Genomic DNA, 521 nt, shown 5'->3' with positions numbered 1-521 from the left:
TTGATGTCTACGGCGGAAACGGTCTCTTCCTCGACATGGTGAACGAACAGCAAGGCCGTCTGTATGAAGTGATCGACGACCGCAACTATCTGCTGCGCTGGGGTTCCTACATTACCGACAACGGGCCGTCTATCACATTACGCATTCTCGACGTCGACGCACGGGTTGAATGCGTCGGCCTCGATACGCTTGGGGTTCTTCCAACACACGAAGCCACCTTGCTACGGTGCCTCAACAGTACAGGCGGCGCCATCATTTTTGGTGGCGTCCCCGGCTCAGGGAAAACGGTCAGCATCGGACAGCTGATCGTTCGCCTTCCCCAGACGCGCAAGATAAACACCCTGGAAGACCCGGTTGAACTTCAGTTCCGCAATGCGCTGCAAGCGACTTTCGCTCGCACGTTGAACGGTCTGGATCGTGAAGCTCTCGCCGCGAAGTTGAACGCGCTCAAGCGCGCCGCAGGAACCGACGCGTTCCTCGGTGAAGTGCGGGACGATCTGACGGGCGACGCCTTTGTCGAC

At 58.3% G+C, this 521-nt stretch carries 1 protein-coding gene; it reads left to right on the top strand.

Features of this window, described 5'->3' with window-relative positions:
• Positions 1-521, top strand: a 521-nt coding sequence (locus KDH83_RS31375) for an ATPase, T2SS/T4P/T4SS family (protein WP_212323037.1), incomplete at both ends; no start/stop codon positions are given.

Origin of the sequence: Achromobacter sp. Marseille-Q0513 (genome assembly GCF_018195695.1) — a bacterium.
In the GTDB taxonomy this organism is placed as follows: Bacteria; Pseudomonadota; Gammaproteobacteria; order Burkholderiales; family Burkholderiaceae_B; genus Achromobacter.
The sequence above is the reverse complement of the archived record's forward strand: the minus strand, read 5'-3'. Positions and strand labels throughout refer to the sequence as shown.